General features: G+C 64.0%; 17 protein-coding genes and 2 tRNA genes. 5 read left to right on the top strand and 14 right to left on the bottom strand.

Annotated features, from left to right (window positions below):
- Window positions 1-2: 2 nt before the first annotated feature.
- Window positions 3-2,915 carry a heavy metal translocating P-type ATPase gene (locus tag P2T68_RS11055; RefSeq protein ID WP_003098961.1) on the bottom strand — a complete coding sequence of 971 codons (2,913 nt, stop codon included), beginning with the start codon at window positions 2,913-2,915 and terminating at the stop codon, window positions 3-5.
- 91 nt (window positions 2,916-3,006) lie between these two features.
- On the opposite strand from P2T68_RS11055, the gene cadR reads away from it, so the two are divergent.
- Window positions 3,007-3,405, top strand: a complete 399-nt coding sequence (gene cadR, locus P2T68_RS11060; protein WP_003098965.1) for a Cd(II)/Pb(II)-responsive transcriptional regulator — start codon at window positions 3,007-3,009, stop codon at window positions 3,403-3,405.
- A 454-nt stretch (window positions 3,406-3,859) separates the two neighbouring features.
- On the opposite strand, the gene P2T68_RS11065 is transcribed toward cadR, so the two are convergent.
- On the bottom strand, window positions 3,860-4,063 hold the full coding sequence (locus P2T68_RS11065) for a hypothetical protein (RefSeq protein ID WP_023657334.1): 204 nt from the start codon (window positions 4,061-4,063) through the stop codon (window positions 3,860-3,862).
- Between the two features lie 417 nt (window positions 4,064-4,480).
- Between P2T68_RS11065 and P2T68_RS11070 the strand changes: the two genes are divergently transcribed.
- Window positions 4,481-5,116 carry a cation transporter gene (locus tag P2T68_RS11070; RefSeq protein WP_003098972.1) on the top strand — a complete coding sequence of 212 codons (636 nt, stop codon included), beginning with the start codon at window positions 4,481-4,483 and terminating at the stop codon, window positions 5,114-5,116.
- Between the two features lie 723 nt (window positions 5,117-5,839).
- Here P2T68_RS11070 and P2T68_RS11075 read toward each other — a convergent pair.
- From P2T68_RS11075 to P2T68_RS11125, 11 genes are all read right to left on the bottom strand, one after another.
- Window positions 5,840-7,870 (bottom strand): DNA topoisomerase III, encoded by a 2,031-nt coding sequence (locus P2T68_RS11075; protein WP_003116834.1) that lies wholly within the window; start codon window positions 7,868-7,870, stop codon window positions 5,840-5,842.
- Window positions 7,871-8,153: 283 nt separating this feature from the next.
- Complete coding sequence (locus P2T68_RS11080; RefSeq protein WP_003098976.1) at window positions 8,154-8,594, bottom strand: single-stranded DNA-binding protein; 441 nt, start codon at window positions 8,592-8,594, stop codon at window positions 8,154-8,156.
- A 73-nt stretch (window positions 8,595-8,667) separates the two neighbouring features.
- Window positions 8,668-9,195, bottom strand: coding sequence for a DUF3158 family protein (locus P2T68_RS11085; RefSeq protein ID WP_003098978.1), 528 nt, complete (start codon window positions 9,193-9,195; stop codon window positions 8,668-8,670).
- Window positions 9,192-9,983 (bottom strand): PFL_4669 family integrating conjugative element protein, encoded by a 792-nt coding sequence (locus P2T68_RS11090; protein WP_003116836.1) that lies wholly within the window; start codon window positions 9,981-9,983, stop codon window positions 9,192-9,194. Before P2T68_RS11090 ends, P2T68_RS11085 begins: the two co-directional genes overlap by 4 nt.
- Before the next feature lie 429 nt (window positions 9,984-10,412).
- Window positions 10,413-11,651: an STY4528 family pathogenicity island replication protein gene (locus P2T68_RS11095; protein WP_003116837.1), complete on the bottom strand. Its 1,239-nt coding sequence runs from the start codon at window positions 11,649-11,651 to the stop codon at window positions 10,413-10,415.
- A gap of 3 nt (window positions 11,652-11,654) precedes the next feature.
- Window positions 11,655-12,215, bottom strand: a complete 561-nt coding sequence (locus P2T68_RS11100; RefSeq protein ID WP_003090097.1) for a DUF2857 domain-containing protein — start codon at window positions 12,213-12,215, stop codon at window positions 11,655-11,657.
- A gap of 14 nt (window positions 12,216-12,229) precedes the next feature.
- A complete protein-coding gene (locus P2T68_RS11105; RefSeq protein WP_004350508.1) occupies window positions 12,230-13,909 on the bottom strand; it encodes a ParB family protein in 1,680 nt (559 codons plus the stop codon).
- The gene (locus P2T68_RS11110) at window positions 13,902-14,171 is read right to left on the bottom strand and encodes a hypothetical protein (protein ID WP_003050422.1); all 270 of its coding nucleotides are present in this window, start codon (window positions 14,169-14,171) and stop codon (window positions 13,902-13,904) included. The genes P2T68_RS11105 and P2T68_RS11110 overlap by 8 nt, the downstream gene beginning before the upstream one ends.
- Complete coding sequence (locus P2T68_RS11115) at window positions 14,155-15,030, bottom strand: ParA family protein (RefSeq protein WP_003098988.1); 876 nt, start codon at window positions 15,028-15,030, stop codon at window positions 14,155-14,157. The genes P2T68_RS11110 and P2T68_RS11115 overlap by 17 nt, the downstream gene beginning before the upstream one ends.
- 42 nt (window positions 15,031-15,072) lie before the next feature.
- On the bottom strand, window positions 15,073-15,285 hold the full coding sequence (locus tag P2T68_RS11120; RefSeq protein WP_003090093.1) for an AlpA family transcriptional regulator: 213 nt from the start codon (window positions 15,283-15,285) through the stop codon (window positions 15,073-15,075).
- A gap of 118 nt (window positions 15,286-15,403) precedes the next feature.
- Entirely contained in the window at window positions 15,404-16,150 is a 747-nt protein-coding gene (locus tag P2T68_RS11125) for a hypothetical protein (protein WP_003098991.1), read from the bottom strand.
- A 450-nt stretch (window positions 16,151-16,600) separates the two neighbouring features.
- Here P2T68_RS11125 and P2T68_RS11130 point away from each other — a divergent pair, with 450 nt between their 5' ends.
- The 3 genes from P2T68_RS11130 to P2T68_RS11140 all read left to right on the top strand — a co-directional run bounded on the left by P2T68_RS11130 (window position 16,601) and on the right by P2T68_RS11140 (window position 17,766).
- A complete protein-coding gene (locus P2T68_RS11130) occupies window positions 16,601-17,101 on the top strand; it encodes a DUF305 domain-containing protein (protein ID WP_003098996.1) in 501 nt (166 codons plus the stop codon).
- Between the two features lie 510 nt (window positions 17,102-17,611).
- A tRNA-Glu gene (locus tag P2T68_RS11135) sits at window positions 17,612-17,687 on the top strand.
- A 3-nt stretch (window positions 17,688-17,690) separates the two neighbouring features.
- Window positions 17,691-17,766 (top strand) — tRNA-Gly (locus tag P2T68_RS11140).
- A 101-nt stretch (window positions 17,767-17,867) separates the two neighbouring features.
- Here the strand turns inward: P2T68_RS11140 and P2T68_RS11145 are convergent.
- On the bottom strand, window positions 17,868-19,604 hold the full coding sequence (locus P2T68_RS11145; RefSeq protein WP_277379338.1) for a dipeptidase: 1,737 nt from the start codon (window positions 19,602-19,604) through the stop codon (window positions 17,868-17,870).
- Window positions 19,605-19,816 lie beyond the last annotated feature (212 nt).

The raw sequence follows: 19,816 nt of genomic DNA on the forward strand, positions 1-19,816 counted from the left end.
GTTCATGCCGCCTTGAACTTCAGGAGGCGCAGCCCATTGACGACAACCAAAAGACTTGCCCCCATGTCAGCGAACACAGCCATCCACATGGTGGCATGCCCTGTGAACGTCAACGCAAGGAACACCGCCTTGATGCCAAGGGCCAGAACGATGTTCTGCGTGAGGATCGCCGCAGTGCTACGCGACAGCCGGATGAAGGCGGGGATCTTGCGCAGGTCGTCGTCCATCAGGGCGACGTCGGCTGTTTCGATCGCGGTGTCGGTGCCGGCCGCGCCCATGGCGAAGCCGATGTCGGCACGGGCGAGCGCGGGCGAATCGTTGATGCCGTCGCCCACCATGCCCACCTGGCCCTCGCCGCCGACCAGGCTTTCGATGGTCTTGAGCTTGTCTTCGGGCAGTTGGTCACCACGGGCTTCAGAGATTCCGACCTGGGCAGCGATGGCCGCGGCCGTGTGCTGGTTGTCCCCCGTCAGCATCAGCGTGCGCACACCCAGCGCCTGCAGGTCGGCCACCGCCTCACGGCTGGTTTCCTTCACGGTGTCGGCCACTGCAAAAATGCCGAGCACGGTCGCATCGTCCATCAGCAGGATCGCTGTCTTGCCTTGGCGCTCCAGGGTCTCCAGCCGAGCCTGGAGCGTCGCTTCGCTCAGGCCCAGCTCCTGGGCGAGCCTGTGGTTGCCCATGTGCAACATGCGCCCGGCGACGCGGCCGCGCACGCCGCGGCCAGGCAGCGCCGCGAAGTCGTCGACCTCGTGCAGCGCGATGCCGTCACGGTTCGCCTTGCGGGCGATGGCCTGAGACACAGGATGGTCCGAGCGTGCCGCGAGGCTTGCGGCCCAGGCGGCAACTTCCTGCGCCTCGCCGATCAGCGGCACGAAGTCGGTCTGCTCGGGCTTGCCATGTGTGAGTGTGCCGGTCTTGTCCAGGGCCAACGCCTTGAGCTTGCGCCCGCCCTCCAGGTAGACGCCACCCTTGATCAGGATGCCGCGTCGGGCGGCAGCGGCCAAGCCGCTGACGATGGTGACCGGCGTGGAGATGACCAGAGCGCAGGGGCAGGCGATCACCAGCAGTACCAGGGCCTTGTAGACCCAGTCAAACCATGCGCCGCCGAAGGCGAGCGGCGGCACGACGGCAACCAGCACGGACACCGCGAACACCGCCGGCGTGTAGACGCGGGCGAACTGGTCGACGAAGCGCTGCGTGGGCGCACGGCTGCCCTGCGCGGACTCCACGGCATGGATGATGCGCGCGAGCGTCGAGTCGCTGGCGCCTGCGGTCACCTTGTATTCGAAAGAGCCGGTCTCATTGATGGTTCCGGCGAAGACCTGGTCACCTTCGGCCTTCTCGACGGGCAGGCTCTCGCCGGTGATGGGCGCCTGGTTGATGGCCGATCGACCCGAGGTGATCAGGCCGTCCAGTGCGATGCGCTCGCCAGGACGCACGCGGACCACCGCGCCCTTTGCGACCTCCTTGGCCGGCAGCTCTGTCCATGAGCCATCGGCCTGCCGCACGGTCGCGGTCTCGGGCGCCAAGTCCATCAGCCCCCGAATGGCGTTGCGGGCGCGGTCCAGCGACTTCGCCTCGATCACTTCCGCCAACGCGAACAGGAACATGACCATGGCGGCCTCCGGCCAGTGGCCGATCGCCATGCCGCCGGTGACCGCGATGGCCATCAGGGCGTTCATGTTCAGGTTGAGGTTCTTCAGCGCGATCCAGCCCTTCTTGTAGGTGCTGAGGCCGCCGGTGAAGATCGAAACCAGTGCCAGCACGATCACGGCCCAATGATTGCCGTCGTTGACCCAGTACACGCCTTCGGCGGCCACCGCCGCAACGCCCGAAACCGCCATCGGCCACCAATTGGTCTTGTGCGCGGCCACCGGGGCATCGCGCGGCTCATCAGTCCTCTGGACCTCGGCTTCCATGCCCAGCGATTCGATGGCTTCGACTGCCGGCTTGATCGCGTCGGGTGTGTGCCGAACCGTGAGCGTGCGCTGCATCAGGTTGAAATCCATTCCCTGCACGCCCGGCATGCCTTGCAGCTTGCCGCGGATCAGACTTTCCTCGGTCGGACAGTCCATCTTCGCGATGCGAAGTACCGTGGTGGCTGTCTGCATGTCCTGCCGCGCAGCCTGCATTCCAATGGAAGCAAGCGCCTTCTCGATCGGCGCTGAGGTCGCCAGCGTGTGCTGGACTCCCAGCACACGCTGCATCAGATTGAAGTCGAGCGCGGTCACACCCGGCAGCTTGCCCAGCCGGTCGCGGATCAGCGCTTCTTCCGTCGGGCAATCCATGTTCTCGATCCGGTACGTCACCCGCTCGCCGATCGGCGGCGCGGAAACGGCAGCGGTTGGTTGCTGCTGCAGGGCCGAGGATGGGATCACAGCCGCGGCTTCGATCGGCCCCGTGTGGCCGAAGGTCTGCTCCTTGGCGCGCATGCCGATCGAGGCCAGGACCTGCTCCATCTGCGCGCGTGCCTGAGCGAGGTGTTTCACCGACAGGGTGCGCTCAGCGAGGTCGAAGTCGAGGTCCTGAATTCCCTCGACTGCCCCGAGGTGCGAGCGGATGAGTTTCTCCTCGCTCGGGCAGTCCATGTTCTCGATGCGGTAGGTGGTCGACACGGCGGCGTCTCGGACAGCCTGAGCCTTCATGCCCACCGAATTCAGCGCTTGCTCCAAGGCATCGGCCGAGACTTCGCGGTGCGAAATGGTCAACAAACGCTGCGGAAGATCGAACAGGAGCCGCTCGACACCGGGCATGCCCTCCAGCGTTCGCCGCACCAGTGCTTCCTCATTGCGGCAATCCATGTTGCTCACGTGGAAAACGGTGGTTTCAGTGCTGGCCTGCTCACTGGCGCACGCCGTCTGTTGGCCATTGCCGCCGGAGCAGGCGCATGGGCTGGAAGGTTCTTTGTTCATAGATCGCTCTTCATTGACAAGGTTTTCCCCGGATGCCATCATTAGAAAACCTCTAGTAGATATAGAGTCAAGTTTTTTATAGGAAGCAACCATGATGCGGATCGGTGAACTGGGCAAGAAGGCAGATTGCTTGGTGCAGACCGTGCGCTTTTACGAGTCAGAAGGCTTGCTGCCCGAGCCTGCACGTAGCGAGGGCAACTTCAGGCTCTATGACGAAGTCCATTTGCAGCGCTTGCTGTTCATCCGCCGCTGCCGGGCGAAGGACATGACGCTGGATGAGATCCGTCAACTGCTGAACTTACGGGATCGGCCAGAGTTGGGCTGCGGCGAGGTGAACGCGCTGGTCGACGCTCATATCGCGCAAGTGCGGACCAAGATGAAGGAATTGCGCGCCTTGGAGCGCGAGTTAATGGATCTGCGACGCTCCTGCGATAGCGCCCGAACCTCGCGCGAGTGCGGCATTCTCAACAGCTTGGCCGAGCCCGCCTGAAGCTCGAGCGTGTCATCGGTGCTGGAAGTGATCGGGTCCAGTTCTGAGAGCCACGTGCCGCGCTCCATCATGCGAAAGCGCGCGATTCTGACGTTTTGAGACGGCGTGCGACCGAGGGCGTGGCCCACAGGAGCCAGCGCGAGCCGGACGACCTGCGCGCCGCAATCTCCGCCACCTTACGGGTTCTCCAGGCCAGACCGAGCATCGCGGCGTGGCTGCGCAGGTGCAGGTGCAGGCCAAGGTAGCAGTGCGCCACGACGCGGCCCGACTCATGGGCACGCCACGCAACTCGCGATCGCTTCGCAAGAAGCCGCAAGGCCCGACTCGCGCAAGAATGCGACGTGGGCAAGATCGTATAGCCAGCAGCGCAAGCGTTTGCCGCTGCTGGCCGGCTCCGGAAGGGATAGACAAGCTGCGGGCCGTAGTCCATTGGAAAGTCCATCTTTCTTGAGTGTCACTCTTTGGCGCCCAGCGTGTGCTTTTGCGACCGGAAAGCGCTGAACAAGTGGCCCCCGGGCATCCAGAAATCGCCGTAGTTGACTTGGGCGTCTTCGTGCTCACGCTTGTGATGCCAGCGATGGGCTTCAGCCACCCCGATCAACAATCCCAACGGCCCGACCCGGTATCCCAGATTGGAGTGCTGGAAGGCCAGATGCACGACCAAGAAGCCGAGCCATGCGCCGACGGCCAACCACAGCTTGGAACGCCGCTACTGGCTCAACGGGGAGTGGAAAGGCCGCCCGCCCTCTAGCAAGGCGGCACAAGCGAGCGCGACGATCACTGTGAGTAGCTCCGTCGGAAAAGACGGCCGGCCGGTCGCGAGCTCGCCGAAGAGCACAACCGCAGTGGCGCCACGGATCAGTGGATAGCAGCCATACCGGATGACAGTCGCAATGAAGGGGGCGCATTGGTGCTCATCTGTTCTGTCCTAAAGCTCTGACTGGATTGGAAAACCTTCTAGCTACGGTAGAGTCAAGGGCGTCCGGGAAGACCCTGTGGCAAGTTCGTTGCATCTGCGCCTTGACTCTCCAGCCGCTACAGGCTTCAGCATCCATCGATTTGGAAGGAACAATGCATGGCTGAAAACCACAGAAATCACGAAAACGACGAGTTGGGCCGCCTAGATGCGAGCGATGCGAAGGACCGAAAGATTCTTCTGACTGTGTTGCTGATCAACCTGACGCAGTCCGCCGCCGGCATTGCCCTTGGCATCTGGGCTGGCTCTACGGCGCTGATGGGCGCCGGGTTGGACAACCTCGCCGATGCGTCGGTCTATGCGGTTAGCCTGTATGCCGTCGGTCGTGCGGCAACGGTCAAGGTGGGCGCGGCCCGCTTGTCGGGTTTCTTGCTAATCGGCCTGGCCGCGCTGCTGCTGTTGGAAGTCCTACGCCGCTTCGCTGGAGGGGAAGAGCCTGTCGGCCCAGCCATGATGGCCATGGCCGCGCTGAACGCGGCTTTGAACCTAGTGTGCCTCAGACTACTGCGCCGCCATCGCGGGGAAGATGTGAACTTCAAGGCGTCAGCGATCTTTACCAGCAACGACTCCATCGTCAATGGTGCGATTGTGCTGTCCGGGGTGCTGGTGATGGGGTTCGGGTCGAACATCCCGGATCTGGTGCTGGGCGTCATCGTGGCCGCAATCGCAGCGAATGGGGGGCGGGAAATCCTGCGCGAAGCATCGGAAACAGCTCGCCGTAAGGCGGGCACATAAGGCATGTTTTCGCCCAGTTCATCCCGAGGTTTACCTCTGCAAAAGAGGTAGTCCAGCCTTTGGGCTACGGCCTCGGCTGCAGCCGAGCGTACCATTGGCGATGGCCGCGCGATAGGCGGGCATGCCGTTCTCGACCTCCGTCTGCCGTACAGCAGCGGTGCGCAAGGTTGAGGGTGCATGTCGTCTCTCCTGTTCGTGTGGCCCAGGCCAATGGCCGGGCCGGGACGTTGATGGGCAGGAGAATGGCGCCGAAGGCCCAACGGCCTTCGGCTCGGGAGAAAAGAGGAACCACCCGTGGGCTGATTGGCAGGCCCGGTCGTCGCTAGAACCGTCTGCTCATCAAGCAATCACACCCGGCCCATGTCGTGGCTGGGGCCGGCATCGTCTGGCGCACATCCGCGCACAAAGGGAGCCCGTTTTTGCACCGGCGGGCACCGGCACCGATTACCGCTGACCACGAAGGGTCTCCCGGTGGCTCGTGCAGCCTGGCAAGCCACCGGGAGACCCTTCGCAGAGGGCGGAAGAAACGCAGATCAACAGAACGCGCGTGGTGCGGCTCGCAGAGAAGCTACCTTCAGGTCCCGCGGCCGGGGACGGCTGGGCGGGACGCGCACACGGATCAAGAAGGCGTTGCGCGCTGGGCGTCCCGCAGGGCATGCGGCGGAGTGCGGGACAGGGGCCACGCCGCCGAAGGCGGGCACGGCTCACGGGGAACGGGGGCGGTCAGGAGCCTTTGCGGCCGCTACGGCGCGGGCGCGAGGCGCCGCGCTTGGAGCTGCCGGATTCGACTGGCAGCGTGCCTTTGCAGTCCGGGTAGCGGCTGCACGACCAGAACGGGCCGCTCTTGCCGCTGCGCTGGCGCGTGGGTGCGCCGCACTGCGGGCATGCCGGCCCTTGGGGAACCTTGATGGACAGGGAGGCGCTGCCGTACTGCGCAATCAACTGCGAAATCCACGCGGCCTGCTTGCCGATGAACACGTCCAGGGTGAGCTGTCCGGCCTCGATCATGTCGAGCGCCTGTTCCCAGACGGCGGTGGTGCCAGGGTCGGCAATCGCCGCAGGCACGGCATCGATCAAAGTGAAAGCCGCATCCGAGGCGCGGATGGCGCGCCCCTTCTTCACGAGGTAGCCGCGAGCGATCAGGCCGCCGATGATGTTGGCCCGCGTCGCTTCGGTGCCGATGCCAACCGTATCCTTGAGCTTCTGCTTCAGGCGGGGATCGGACACCAGCTTGGCGACGCCTTTCATGGACTTGACCAACTCGCCTTGCGTGTACGGTTTGGGCGGCAGCGTCTTGAGTGCCTTGAGATCGACGTCGGCCACCTGGCATGCCAGGCCCTCATACAGTTTCGGCAGCGCGGGCAGCACCTGGGCGCGGACCGCAGTATCGCCCTCGCCATCACCGTCTTCGGCCTGCGGCTCGGCGAGCACCTGGCGCCAACCCGGGATGACAACCTGCTTGCCCGTGGCCGCCAGGTTCTGCCCCCCGCACGAAAACTTGGCCACAGTGCGGTCGAACTCGTGGTGAGGGAGGAACTGCGCCAGGTAATGCGACCGGATGAGCCTGTACACGGCCAGTTCCTTCTCGCTCATGGCGGAGAGCTTCGCCGGTTCGAGCGTCGGGATGATGCCGTGGTGCGCCGTGACCTTGCCATCGTTCCAGGCGCGCGAGCGCTGCGAGCGGTCGAGCTGGCCCATGATCGAGCGCAGCGAGGGATCGGTCTTGAGCAGGCTGTCGAGAACGGTGGGCACTTCGGCAAACATGCTCTCGGGCAGGTAGCCGGAGTCCGAGCGGGGGTACGTCGTGGCCTTGTGCGTCTCGTACAGGGCTTGGGCAATCTCCAAGGTTTCCTGCACGTCCAGCCCAAGCTGCTTGGAACACACTTCCTGCAAGGTGCCCAGGTCGAACGGCAGCGGCGGGCCTTCGCGGACACGCTCAGTCTCCACCGACACGACGTGGGCACTGCCCGCAGCGCGGATCTGCTGCATGGTCTGCTGTGCGACCGGCTGCCGCAGGCAGCGGCCTGCGTCGTCGGTGCACGCATCGGGTGGAACCCATTGCGCGGCGAAAGTCGAACCGCCTGCGAACAGGGACACGGCGATGGCCCAGTATGGTACGGACACGAAGCGCGCGATCTCGCGGTCGCGGTCCACAACGAGCTTGAGCGTCGGGGTCTGTACGCGGCCGACCGACAGCACGCCGTCGTAACCCGCCTGTCGCCCCAGCACCGTGAACAGCCGGCTCAGGTTCATGCCCACGAGCCAATCCGCACGGGAGCGCGCCAGCGCCGAGTGGTACATCGAAAGCGTCTCGGCCGAAGGCCGCAGCTTGCCCAGTGCCGCCCGAATGGACGCATCGTTGAGCGCCGACAGCCACAGGCGTTCGATGGGGCCGCGGTAGCCGCAAAGCTCCACGATCTCGCGGGCGATCAATTCGCCCTCGCGGTCGGCATCGGTGGCGATAACCAGGTGAGTCGCCTTCGCCAAGAGCGCCTTGACGACCTTGAATTGCGTGGCGGTCTTCGGTTTGACCTCGACCCGCCAGTGCTGGGGAATGATGGGCAACTGCTCAACGGACCATCGTTTGAGCTGCTCGTCGTAGGCCTCGGGCGGCGCCGCCTCCACGAGATGGCCGATGCACCAGGTGACCGTGACGCCGGAACCGTTGAGGCAGCCTTCACCGCGCTGCGTGGCGCCGAGAATCCGGCCAATGTCTTTGCCCTGGGAGGGCTTCTCGCACAAGAACAGCCGCATATCCGTCCATCCCGATTCCTGTTGTTCATGGAGTTGCTGGGATCGAGGATGCCGAGCGCAGCCCCTGGCAGCAGCAAACAAGCCGCATGCGGCAGCGACCGCTTTCACGCCGATGAAATGGCGAGTGCGGGGAAGGTGCGTGGCCGGAAGTGTGCGGGCCGAGAGCCGCGATTTCCGGGAGCGCGCGTGGAACTCGGTGGACGTTGGTGGAGCTATCCCCTGGGGATAATTCGCAGCGCATGGAGGGCGGCGAAGCACTGCGGCAGCCGCCCTCCATGCCCGATCACTTCCTGCGCTTGGTCTCTTTCGGCGCCGTCGATTCCTGGGTGGCCTGGGGCTTCGGCTCTGCCTCCTGTGGCTTCGGGCTGAGGGCCACAGACTCGATGCGGTACGGCAGGATGCCGACACTGCGCGCGTTGACCTGCCAAGTCTCACGCGGCTGATCTTCGTTGTCCGTCCAGGGGTCGCGCTCCATGCGGCCGACGACCAGCACCCGCATGCCCTTCTGGTAGAGCTGCTGCCAGCGGTCGGCGTCGTGGTGCCAGAGTTCCACCGGCGCCCAGAAGCCGCCGCGGTCCTCGAACTCGCCGCCCTTGGTGGGGACGGGGTTGTCGAAGTACACGTTCAGCCGGAGCAACCGGCGAGGATCGTCGTTGCCATTGGGGAATTCGCGGTACTCGGGAGGCGATCCGATGTTGCCCTCGCCGATGAATTGTGTGCTCATGTTGGAATCTCCGTGGTGGTTGAAATACCCGTGCCTCGTTGGGCTCGGGCGCGTGCTCGGATGGCAGGCGCAATCACCGATCGCGCACTGCGGCAGGAACGGACGCGAGCCGGCGCAGGTAGGTGTTGTCCGCCTGCGCGGCCTTGCTGGCGCATTCCTGTGCTTGCCTGCCCAGGGTGTGCAGCAGGCTGATCTGCATGTTCAGCATGACGCGCTGCAGTTCGATCTCGTGCAGGTCGTGCAGCAGGTTGACCGGCGTGCTGGGGCTCGCCATCAGCTCCTGCCACAACGCCACGCCCATGGCCGATCGATCGTGCTTGCGCCAGCGAAGAAAGGTCGTGCCTGCGCCAGTGGTCTGCTGGGCCAGCTCGACGGGAAGCAGGTGGAAGGGATGCCCGCACGCCTGTGGCAGCACCTGTCGCTGCGCCAGGGCAATCAACTCGTCGCGCATGGCGAAGCACTGGCTGGCCCAGGCCTCGAAGTCCCCTTTACCTTTAAAAGGCTTTAAAAGGCCTTTTAGAGAGGCCGCGTGTTCCAGCCGCATGAAGGCTGGCTGTTCCAGACGACGGAAGTAGCGCGGTTCGCGGTTCGGGTCGCTCATGCCGGTTCGTCCTCGCCGGCGGCTGTGGACTTGGCCTCGGCCGAATCGGCGGCAGCGCCTTCGTCGGTGGGAGATGCGGCTGCGGCAGCGCTATCACCACGCTGTTGCAGACCACGGCGCACGACGGGCGGCGCAAACTTCGAGCGGCGCATGCCTTCGAGCACGTCCTGCGGCAGTTCGCCGAACTTCTCCAATGCTGCCCGAGCTGCGGCGTTCTTGGCCGCGAAGTCGTCGCGGGTGCAGCCCGAGTAGCGGTATTGCTGGGCCAGGCTGAACAGGCTGCGCAGCGCGTGGGCACCTTCGTTGAGCCAGCGCTCCAACGTCGAGCGATCGATCAGCGCGGTGTGGTGGGCGAGGATCAGCTTGCGGGCGATGTCGTCGTAGTCGGCCAGCAGATAGACGGCGGCAAAGCCGAGCTGCGCGTTCACGAACAAGGGGAGCTTCACCGGCTGCACGTTGAGGTTCTCACCCAGGCTCAACGCCGCAGGCACGCCGGCCAGTGCCTGGTCAACCTGCTCGCGCAGCGATTGCAACGTGGTCCTGGTCTGGTCGAGCTTTTCCTCGATGCGCAACATCCACCAGTCGCTGTACGGGTCGTCCTGCTCCGAGCCGCGCTTCATCTTGTTCATCACGGCGATGTAGCCGTTCAGGCCGACGATGCCGGGTCGCCCCTCGGCGGCGGCGCGGCCATGCCAGATGCGCGAGGCGTGGTGGGTGTGCAGCGTCAGCGACATCGCGCTGCGCAGGGAGCCGAGGTTGAGTTGCAATGGTTCGTTGCTGGTTGCCATGGTGATCGCTCGCTGGTGGACAGGGAGCCGCCAGCATCCGCATGCAGCGGAAGGCAGTCAGTCAACAAACCGAAATGAGCCGACCCCCGGTTCTGTGCGCGCTGGCGGCGCAGCGCGCAACGGTCCCCTGGGGACCGCTCCGCAGATGGGCACTCACATCGGCGTTCCCGTCCTCGGTTGTTGACGGTATGCGTGCTGCACCGCACGTCGCGCTGCCGTTCGACACGATCCTTCGCCGCGCAGCCGTCCCCAGGGGACCGTTCCGTTGAGCGCCATGGAGGTCTGCTTCATGGTCTTGCATGCGCTCTACTCAGGTTTTGCGCAGCATGTCGCGCCGTCGCCCGGCGCTTCACCGCACAGCCGTCCCCAGGGGACCGTTTCTGCCGACCGCCATGGAGATCTACTTCACGGCTTTGACAAGCCCTGTGCTCAGGATTTGCGCAGCAGATCGCGCAGGCGCTCGATGTGCTGCCGGGCCACCTCGGGCGGCACGACGTTGCGCGGCGGCTCGGTTGGTGGCGCTCGCGCCGCCGATGGTGTTGGCGGTGCCGGGCCGGTCTGCTTGGCCCAGGCATTGAACTCGCCGCGCATGGCGCGCTGGATGATGCCGAACAGATAACCGGCGGGGTTGCGGATGCCATGCTTGCCGCACCGTGCGGCCCATTCGTCCAGCACGGCCTGCCGCAGGGCAGCGTCCACCTGCTGCAACGCCATCTTGGCTCCGGCCTGCTGTTCCGCCTTCAGTTCCGCGAAGCGCTTGGGCCATTGCAGGTCGCCCAGCGCACGCGCCTGCGCGGTAGTACGTACTTCATCAATACGACTACTACGTACTGTACGGTCCTGCTTCGAATTCCGAAGAGCGCCGTCTGGCGCGGGTTTCGGCCCTGCTTCGGATTCCGAAGATGGGCGATCGCCATTCCGAAGAAGGCTCGCGGGCCCTTCTTCGGAATCGTGGACCGCATCCTCCTGTGGATAACTTTCGGAGGCGGTGATGCCCTGGTCGGCCAGGCGCTCGGCGAGCACTTGCAGCCGCGACGGCAAGGTGCGTCCGGACAGCATCGGGTCGTCCGCGATCTCCTGGAGGGTGTTGAGTCCCACCACCTGGACGGCCTTGGCCGAATGCCCCAGCGACTGGCTGACCAGGGCCAGGTAGTCGGCGTCGAGTTGCATCGCCTCGAACGGCGTCAGCGGTTCGTCGTGCAGGACGTAGAGGTTGCCGAGGATGCGACCGGTCTTGGGGTCGCGCCGTCGTCGCACGAGGCTCAGCCAGCGCGTCAGGCGCAGCAGCGTCAGCGCCCGCGCCACGGTCTCATGGGAGGCCTGGCCTGCGCAGGGCATCGACGCCAGCCAGGGGCGCAACTGCTCATAGGTGGGAAATGCCGTGACGCCATCGTCGTTGAGCATCAATCGGAACACCTGCCAGGCGTTGCGCTCCAGCGGTGTCAGGCGGCGGTCGAGGAACAGCCGCCGCGGCACGCTCTCGTGCCGATTGCCACTGAACAGGAAGGCGTCGCCGGACGTAGGAGGCGTGGGCGTTGGAGCAGGCAGGGACGCGGGAGCGCCAGAGCTGGACTTGGGCGCGAGGTCCTTCAGCGCAGCGTCGAACAGGTCGGCGAGTGCGATGGGGCCAGGGCGCTGGGCTCGTGGGGCGGTGTCGTCCACGGCCATGGCCTAGCCCAATCCCTGATCGACCCAGTTCCTGATCGCGGCCCAGACCACCGAGAGCGGCAGCGACATGCCCTCGGCCAGGTCCATGGCCGCATCGAGAATCGAGGTCTCGTCCTCCAGATCGACGTTCCTGCTGCTGGTCACGGCTTTCCATTGCCGCCACAGTTCGGTGTCCTGGGTCTCGTCCAGGACGGGGTGGCGCCCCTTGCGCTTGGGCAGGCCGAGGATCTCCCGCCGCAGGGCGACTTCCTGATGGGTCAGGCCATAGAAGCGGCTGACCATCTCCGTGCTGGCCCCCAGCCGCAGCATGCGATCGACCGTGGCGATTTCCTTCTCCACGTCCTGTGCCTGGTTGAGCAGGCGCTGCAGCACTTCGCGGTTGACCGTGACCGAGCACCACGAGACGCTGGCGTTGGCCAGCACGCTGATCAGCGCGGGGTGCTTGAGCGCATCCAGCTCGGCCTCGCCGAAGCCCATGGCCTTGCAGCGGCGCAGTTGGCCGTTGCGAAGGTCATACAGCGCCTGGGCAATCACGGCCTGGTTGAGCGGATGCGATGTGGACATGCGGCCTCCCTCGCTCACGTCCCGGGCGCCGTGGTGCCGGCTTCCAGGTCCAGCAGACGCCGGGCGAGGCGCAGCAGCCGAAAGAGCTTGACCAACGCCGTGTCGCTCAAGCGCCTTGCGCCGCTGCCATGGCCTTGGCTCTGGCCGTGCAACAGGGTCGGCAGGTCGGCGGCGAGCTGCGCGCCGTCCAGGCCCGCTTCGGCGACGGGCTGACCCGTCAGGGAAGTGAGCAGCGTCAGCACCGCGCGGCCGAGCGGCGACGGGGCTTGGCCGCGGGCGCGGCACGCAAACCCGATGCCATCGGCGCGATCCTCGATGCACTCGTCCAGGCCTGCCTCCCCGGCGATCTCGCGCGCGAACTGCGCGATGTGGATGCGCAGCCGATCGGGCGTGTCCAGGCCGGCGTCGATGTACCAGACGTCGGAGATCGGATAGAGTCCGCCGGCTTGCACCGGGATGGACTGCAGCACGCTCGCCGAGAAGTCGGGCGGCAGCGCATCGCCCAACTGGTCGGCGACCATGCGCTGGATCGATTGGAGCCGTTCTGTCGTCGGTGCTGGCGAGACGATGTGCTCGCGAAGCAGATCGCCCGGTGCGGCCGGCTGGCTTCCCGTGGCCGCTTCGCCAACCGCCGTGTCGTCGTGGCGCAAGGTGGGCTCGGACGCCGGAGGGCTGGCGGGTGGAGGACCGGCCGCCGCTGCAGGCGTGGCGATGGACGATGCTGCGCCCGGCGGAGTCGGCGTGCCGGCGGTGGGCGAAGGCAACGCCGGCTGCGCCGCAGGTGGCGTCGGGTCACTGACCAGCGCCCGGTGGCGGCTTTCCGATTCGGTCAGGTCCAGCGCCAGCACGTCGTAGCCGATGCCCAGCAGCTCGGACATCTGGCCGATCAGCTCGTCTTGCACGCGCTGCGGCGCGAACTCGTCGCCCTGCGTGTCGAACTGCGCCAGCACCTCCTGAAAGAAACTGTCGAAGTCCAGCGGCAGCGAACGGTCCTTGGCGTAGTGCTCCCAGGTGCGTTTGCAGGCCGTGCGCATGACCGACAGCCGCTCGACCTGGTGGCGCCCCAGGCCGCCATAGAGCACAGTGGGAATGGCGGGCAGCAGGTAGCGCACCGCGTCGGCCATGCGGGTGATGTGCGACCGCTGGACGGGGAAGCCATCGGCCGCCAGGCGGCGGGCCAGTTCCGACTGGCTCAGGGCGGCGCCGCTCTCCTGCTCGTAGAACTCCCGTGCTTTCTCGACGCCGAGCGCGCGCTCGATGAACGTGAGGCCGCCGCGCAGTTCGTTCTCGGCAAGATGCCCGGTCAGCGCGACGATTTCACCGCGCTCCGGCCATGGTCGGAACAGGCACGATATGCGGAAGAAGCGTTCTTCCTTGGTCTCCGACCAGAGTTCGCGCAGGATCGCCAGTCGCGTGTTGCCGCCGTTGCGGATGATGTAGTGGTCCTCGCCGGGCCTGCGCGTGATGGCCGGCGCCGCGTCCAGGCCGCGCTCGCGGATGGATGCCTTGATTTCCTCGTAAGCCGGGTTGCGCTTCATGCGCGGGTCATGGTCGTAGGGCCGCAACTGGTCCAGCGTCACGACCATGGGCGTGTCCGCGATCGGGTCGCTCAAGGCCGTAGCCGCTGGGCCGCTGCGCTCGAAGCCGGCCGCGAGCAGCTTGCCTGCCATGTCCTGCGAGGTCATGTCAGCCATGGCCGCACCCCTCGCAGTCCCCACGACCGCCGGCCGGCGCCATGCGGGCCTCTCGCTCGGCGCGGCGGATCTGCGCACGGGCGTTCAATTCGGCCCGGTGGTCACTCGCTGTCGAACTCGTGTAGATCGCCGCGCAGCCGGCCTTGGTGAACTTGAGGTGCCCGCCCGGCGTGCGCTTGACGTGCCAGCCCTCACCGACCGCGAACTCGATCAGGGCGCGCAGCCGCTTGTGGCCGCGGGCCAGCTCATGTGCGTTCGCCATGGGGCCTCCCAGGATCAAGAGGTCGCTGCGGGCGGCCGGATACTTGAGCCAGTCGGTCCTGCCATTGCGGGAACAACTCGCTGGCGAGCGCGCGCATCGTGTCGAGCGCGGCAGGGGCGACTCTGCCGGGCGGCTGGCGGTGCTCGACCCGATGCACCGGCAGGCCGCGCGTTGCGGCACGTGGATACGCTTCTATGGCCGGCACGTCGGTGGCGAGCACGCGGATGCCGGCGCTGTCCTGGAACAGGTCGCGCAAGGCCTGCTGGATCAGCCGTGCGTTGGCGGACACCGGGTGGACGCGGTTGATGAGCAAGTGCAGCGGCGGCGGTTCGATGCCCAGGTGCCGGTACGGCGCAATGTCTTCGAGCAACTGCATGGTGCCGCGCCGCAGCTCGCGTGCCGCGAGGATCTCCGGCGTGACGGGCGACAGCGCGAGATCGGAGGCGAGCACCGCCATCTCCAGCAGCACGGAACGCGCGCCCTGGGTGTCGATCAGCACCAGGTCGTAGAGGGGAGCAAGTGCTGGCAGCAGATGCCGCAACCGCAGGCGGCCATCCGGCGCATGCAGCAACAACGTGTTCAGCTCGCCCCGGTGGTCGTCGGACAGCACCAGGTCCAGGCCCGCGATGATCGTGCGGGACACGAGCTGGCCAAGGTCGCGCTCGTTGAAGGCCAACAGCTCATAGATGCCGCCCGGCGCGCGCTGGGTCAGTTCGTAGTAGGAGGACAAGGTGGGCTGCACGTCGAGATCGAGCAGCAGCACGCGCAGGCCCGCGTCCGCGGCGAGCCCGCCCAGGTTGGCGGCCGTCGTGGTCTTGCCGACGCCGCCCTTCGTTGAAATGATGGACACGACCTGCATGGCGCTCTCCGGCTGGGAATGGGAAGTCCGCGGGAGAGCGGGTCAGGTCCGGTGGTTGAGGCGCTCGGCGATCCACTGGTCGATTTCGATCGAATCCCAGCCGACAGCGCGCACGCCCAGGCGCAGCGCCTGAGGGAACTGGCGCTTCTTCATCAGGTTGTAGATGTGGGCGCGTTTGAAGCCGGACTTCGCTTCGACTTCATCGAGCCGCAGGATGCGGCGCTCGTTCGGCGGGAGTACAGGGGTCTGCGACATGGCGGTCACTCCTGAACGCTCGGTGGCGTTTGTTGGCGTGACCTCTATTCAATAGACCTGGCTGCGGAAAGACATTGCAAATGCAATCTCCGCGATTGCACATACAAGCTGGATAACCTCATGCGCTTGCGCTACGAACGTACCTCTTAGCGTTGGCGAACTTTCCGTTTAAGGTGCGCTCAGTGATGCCCATGGTGCCGCCGTAGTGGGCGACCAATGCAGAGACAAGGGCCTCCTGCGTTTTGAAGCTGGAATAGGGCACGCCTGAAGGCGACTGGCTCAGCATCAGCGTCAACATCCCTCCAATGATGTTGAGATAGGTCGTTTCCGCCCGTTCGCTGATCTCGCATTGCTTGGATGCCAACAGCACCGAGGATTGCTTGAGTAGCGTGTCGTGCTGCTCCTGCAGTTCTCGCATCTCACGTCGGGCTTGTTCAAGCGCGGCCTGAAGGGCCAGCCGCTCCACGAGGATCGCCTGTCCTGTTTCCATGGTGATGAAAGGATGCGCCATGCGTTCGCCACGGCTGAACAGAAATCCTGGCCGGTGCTCGGGATAGTGGGTGCGCATCCAGCGTTTTAGATCGACATGGCGAACAGTCAGATCCAGAGAATTGAGCAGGTTCGGATCATTGAGCGTGATCCCGTTCTTGCCGTAGGGCAGCTCTCCGTTGAGGATGCCGTCATAGATACGTTCCGAGTGCAGCCGGCACTCATTCCATCGAGGGCAGTTCAGCGACCGAGGCAGGACACGCGGTGACGCGATCGTGGCCAGGATCATCGGGAGATACCGCAGCAACCCAGCCCATCGGATGGCCGCCTCGATGGGACGATAGAACACCTTTGATGTTGAAATGTCCTTGTGCATGTCTTCGTCTCCTTTCGGGTGCGCTACATCACCGGCTCCTTTCTTGCCCAAGGGCTGTTGTGTCGTTATGGCCTGCGACGGACGCTTGAGGCGATGCCCTAAGCGAAGGCGGAGGAGGCCATTGGCGTCCGCCGCAGGTGGCCTTGTCTTGCTTGATATGCAAGAATCGATCAGTTGCCGGCCCATCGAGCGATGAGGACGCAAGCTCGATATTGGCGCTCACGGTACCAGCGTCATAGGTGGCGCAAAGCCCATCAAGACCGATTTGGTATGGTCTGATATCCAGACGGTTCAAGACCAGCGAGTTGAAGCGTTCGACGCCCCTACGTCCAGTTGGGGACTGGAAATCAGCGGTTAGTGATGCATCGCTCCACATGCTGATATATCGACAAAGTATCTGCCGCAGTACCAGTGACCCTGCCAGGTTGCCCCAGCACATAGGAGACGGAGATGGCTGAACATTCCCATGAACATCAACATCACACATCCGGTCAGATGGGTAAGCACGGCCGACCATACGCCAAGTTCTGGGTGAACATGGTGTTGGGCCTCGTCGTCATGTACTTCGTAATGTTCAGCATGATCGACGGCGCCAGGGACTTCAGAAACAATCTCAACATGCTCTACATGGCGGTCACTATGTGGGCGCCAATGGGCATCTTCATGCTAGCGACAATGCCCGGCATGTTTCCAAACCGGCGGCTCAATCTCGTGCTGTACGGCTTGTTTGCCGTTCTCACACTCGGTTCTTTTGCCGCTACCCGTGCTCAAACCGGAATCGGCGATCGACAGTTCATCGCGTCTATGGTCCCGCACCATTCGGGAGCGATCCTCATGTGCCGCGAGGCGCAGCTCTCAGATCCGGAACTCGTCAACCTATGCCAAGCGATTTCCGATGGCCAGCGCGCGGAGATCGAGCAGATGAACCGGATTGCTGCACGCCTTCGTTGAGGCTGGCTGCCACTACACTGGCGCCGCGTTGCGCTCCGGCGAAGTTAGCCGCAGCGATGTAAAGATGAGTACTTGCGGTGTTCCGATGCCGGCGGTTGTGTCCTACAGCCGTCCAGGTGCCAGGTAGTCCACGCGACACCACCCCGCGCTGCCTGCGGAGCGAGCGCAAGTCATGATCGTCGCAAGTTGGAGTTCGATAGCGAACCCGCTCAGCAGCTGGACGCATCAGGCGTAACGACGGGTGGATGGATCATCCTTGGACGCTGGTGGAAGTGGTTGGATGAACTTTGTTGCCGAGGGCGAAAAACAAGGCTATAATTGAGTTCTTCGCTGATCACCACAGTGGAGAAAGTGATTGGGAAACAGAGACTTAGCGCTCTAGTGCATGACTCGTTTCCCGCTCCAATTTTTAAGCAGTGTTGCCCTCGGGCGGCACTGAGTGAAACCAGGACCACATCTTCGGGTGAGGCCTCTGGGCACTGGAATACACACCATGTGTTTCAGTAGCGTGTCCCCTTCGTCTAGTGGCCTAGGACACCGCCCTTTCACGGCGGTAACAGGGGTTCGAGTCCCCTAGGGGACGCCATTTGCGGGAATAGCTCAGTTGGTAGAGCACGACCTTGCCAAGGTCGGGGTCGCGAGTTCGAGTCTCGTTTCCCGCTCCATATTCAATGAAAACGCCGATCAGTGATGATCGGCGTTTTTTTTTGCGTGGGATTTATGCCGGCCGAAAAAAGCCCGCCATCGCGGCGGCCTCATTCGGCTATCAGAGCTTCGGTAACTGCCCGATACGCCCCATCATTTCAGTAACGATCTGCAGATCCAGCAAGAACTGGTCGACCGTCTTGAACTCTTTATTGGTGTGGCCTGTGTACTTAACGTCGAGCCTGGCCAGGCCGAACTGCACGCCATTGGGTAGGTCATGCACCGAGGTTGAGCCGGCAGAGGCGCCGAATTTTCGCGGCATGTCGAGGTTTTCGCTGGCTACGTCCAGCAAAGCCTTGACCCACTCACCCTCGGGGTCGCGGAACATCGGTTCGGTCATCAAGTAGTCCACGTCCATTGCAATGGCGTTCTTCGTGCTCCAGGCGCCCAACTTGTCGGCAATCTCGGCTTTCAGCACGTCCAAACGTTTTCCCTTTGGTACGCGTAGGTTGACCGTCAGCGTGAAGGTCTTTTCGTTCATTCCGATGAAGGTCAGTGATGTAGTCAGAGGCCCCATGAAAGTGTCCGAAAAGCCAATACCCAGTTTGCCTCCCAGATAATCCAGCCCCCAGTTGTCGGCAGCGTAACGCGCGGCATCGGAAATATGGTTTTGCTTGAGTGCGATGTTCCCGTCCAGGCTGTGGATGAAGCCCAACATCCTGGAGACGGGGTTCACACCGGATTCGGGTTCTGATGAATGCGCAGACACGCCGGTAACGGTCAGTTGGACTTCCTTGCCGACGACTTGGGCGATTACGTTGAAATTATCGCCATTGCGCCTCGCATATTCGTTACCCGTCTTTTGCAGGCGGGCTGCCAATTCAATCGGATTTTCCCCCACCAGTATGGCAACCGAGGTCAGCGGGATCTGGTTGGCGGCGAGACCTCCGGTCATGGAGATGATTTCGGCGCCGTCGCCCTGTGCAGTACGTCGGGCAAAGTTCGCGGTGACAGTGCCATAGCCTTTCTCGGCAATGACCACCGGATAACCGCCATCCAGAGCCACGTTGTAGTGGGGCGTAGGGTTGCGTTCAAAGTAGTAGGCGATTGCATCGCCGGCGATTTCCTCAGTGGTATCGACCAGCAGCTTGAAGCTTCTCGCCAGCGGTAGCCGCTCCTCCTGGATGACCTTCATGGCGTAGAGCGCCACCACGATGCCATTCTTGTCGTCCTCCGTGCCTCGGCCATACAAGCGGTTGCCGACCTGGGAAACCTTGAATGGGTCGAGCCGGGTGCCGTCTTCCAATACCCAGTCCTGCGGATTGGCGGGCACGACGTCGGCATGCGCGTGAATGCCCACGACTTCATCGTCGGCGCCGTTGAGCGAGACCTCGAAAACGCGGTTGTCGATGTTGCGAAAGGAGAGGTTGAATGATTCTGCCAACGTCTTGAGTGTGTTGCCCATCTTGATGAATTCAGGGTTATCGTGCTGGGCAACCCCCTCCACACGAAAGGTCGGAATGGCCACCAGTTCGCGCAGGGTGCCAATGGCCGCGTCGCCGTACTTCAATCGGGCATAGAGGCCAAGCAGGCGATGAATCTGGTTTTGCTGTGCGGTGGAAAGTGCCTTGCCGTCAAGGAAACCGCTGATTGCCGCGCCGAGGTCGCTTCTCATGGGTGGGGCGCTCACGCCCAGCTGTCTCAGGAACTCACGGAAGTCAGTGGGCAATGTTTCGCTGAAGTGCGTGAGGATGGCGCGGCTTTGTTGCGGGGAAATATTGGCCTGTACGGGCAGGGTGAATGCTGCAAGGGGGACTACCAGGGCAGCGATGAGCAGGTGCTTAAGTGATGACTTCATTGTTGTGGCACTCCTATCTTCGTAGGCAGTTGAGATTGCCTGCCGAAGCTAACACCGTGAGGTAGAAGGACGGGTGCTCAAAACAAAATGAGATGTTTCCTACGAGCGTCTTACCCATGCAAAAACGCCGCTCGGTCAAGGGCGGCGTTTTTGTTTGTGCGCGGCCAGGCAGCCAGCGCGATGGACCCGCCAGGACGGCGGATCCGAGGGGG

It is taken from the genome of Pseudomonas sp. G11 (assembly GCF_029457515.1).
Lineage (GTDB): Bacteria > Pseudomonadota > Gammaproteobacteria > Pseudomonadales > Pseudomonadaceae > Aquipseudomonas > Aquipseudomonas gorinensis.

Excerpts from the sequence above, each read along its gene's own strand:
- P2T68_RS11095 (WP_003116837.1), bottom strand. The coding sequence starts at position 11,651 with ATGGCCGTGGACGACACCGCCCCACGAGCCCAGCGCCCTGGCCCCATC.
- P2T68_RS11125 (WP_003098991.1), bottom strand. The coding sequence starts at position 16,150 with ATGCACAAGGACATTTCAACATCAAAGGTGTTCTATCGTCCCATCGAG.
- P2T68_RS11115 (WP_003098988.1), bottom strand. The coding sequence starts at position 15,030 with ATGCAGGTCGTGTCCATCATTTCAACGAAGGGCGGCGTCGGCAAGACC.
- P2T68_RS11055 (WP_003098961.1), bottom strand. The coding sequence starts at position 2,915 with ATGAACAAAGAACCTTCCAGCCCATGCGCCTGCTCCGGCGGCAATGGC.
- P2T68_RS11075 (WP_003116834.1), bottom strand. The coding sequence starts at position 7,870 with ATGCGGCTGTTCTTGTGCGAGAAGCCCTCCCAGGGCAAAGACATTGGC.
- P2T68_RS11070 (WP_003098972.1), top strand. The coding sequence starts at position 4,481 with ATGGCTGAAAACCACAGAAATCACGAAAACGACGAGTTGGGCCGCCTA.
- P2T68_RS11145 (WP_277379338.1), bottom strand. The coding sequence starts at position 19,604 with ATGAAGTCATCACTTAAGCACCTGCTCATCGCTGCCCTGGTAGTCCCC.
- P2T68_RS11085 (WP_003098978.1), bottom strand. The coding sequence starts at position 9,195 with ATGAGCGACCCGAACCGCGAACCGCGCTACTTCCGTCGTCTGGAACAG.
- cadR (WP_003098965.1), top strand. The coding sequence starts at position 3,007 with ATGATGCGGATCGGTGAACTGGGCAAGAAGGCAGATTGCTTGGTGCAG.
- P2T68_RS11100 (WP_003090097.1), bottom strand. The coding sequence starts at position 12,215 with ATGTCCACATCGCATCCGCTCAACCAGGCCGTGATTGCCCAGGCGCTG.
- P2T68_RS11080 (WP_003098976.1), bottom strand. The coding sequence starts at position 8,594 with ATGAGCACACAATTCATCGGCGAGGGCAACATCGGATCGCCTCCCGAG.
- P2T68_RS11090 (WP_003116836.1), bottom strand. The coding sequence starts at position 9,983 with ATGGCAACCAGCAACGAACCATTGCAACTCAACCTCGGCTCCCTGCGC.
- P2T68_RS11120 (WP_003090093.1), bottom strand. The coding sequence starts at position 15,285 with ATGTCGCAGACCCCTGTACTCCCGCCGAACGAGCGCCGCATCCTGCGG.
- P2T68_RS11130 (WP_003098996.1), top strand. The coding sequence starts at position 16,601 with ATGGCTGAACATTCCCATGAACATCAACATCACACATCCGGTCAGATG.
- P2T68_RS11105 (WP_004350508.1), bottom strand. The coding sequence starts at position 13,909 with ATGGCTGACATGACCTCGCAGGACATGGCAGGCAAGCTGCTCGCGGCC.
- P2T68_RS11110 (WP_003050422.1), bottom strand. The coding sequence starts at position 14,171 with ATGGCGAACGCACATGAGCTGGCCCGCGGCCACAAGCGGCTGCGCGCC.